This window comes from Vibrio sp. 10N.261.52.A1 (assembly GCF_002876325.1).
GTDB classification, from domain to species: Bacteria; Pseudomonadota; Gammaproteobacteria; order Enterobacterales; family Vibrionaceae; genus Vibrio; species Vibrio chagasii.
In genome coordinates this window covers 1-226 of the sequence record NZ_MCYD01000285.1, presented here as the reverse complement: position 1 = coordinate 226, position 226 = coordinate 1, and the positions used below count along the sequence as shown (strand labels likewise).

The 226-nt window shown below is 50.0% G+C and carries 2 tRNA genes; both read right to left on the bottom strand.

Annotation, left to right across the window (positions count from 1 at the left end):
* Positions 1 to 26: 26 nt before the first annotated feature.
* Positions 27 to 102, bottom strand: a tRNA-His gene (locus tag BCT81_RS03570).
* A 46-nt stretch (positions 103 to 148) separates the two neighbouring features.
* Positions 149 to 225, bottom strand: a tRNA-Pro gene (locus BCT81_RS03565).
* Position 226: the final 1 nt, after the last annotated feature.

Here is a 226-nt window from a genome sequence, read left to right as displayed (position 1 = left end):
GCTGCGCTATTCACCGACAAAATTAATGGGGTGGCTAACGAGATTCGAACTCGCGACCACCGGAATCACAATCCAGGGCTCTACCAACTGAGCTATAGCCACCACTAATCTTTTTGTATAACCGCTTAACAAGCGATTATTGAAATAGTGGTCGGTGAAGAGGGATTCGAACCCCCGACCCTCTGGTCCCAAACCAGATGCGCTACCAAGCTGCGCTATTCACCGA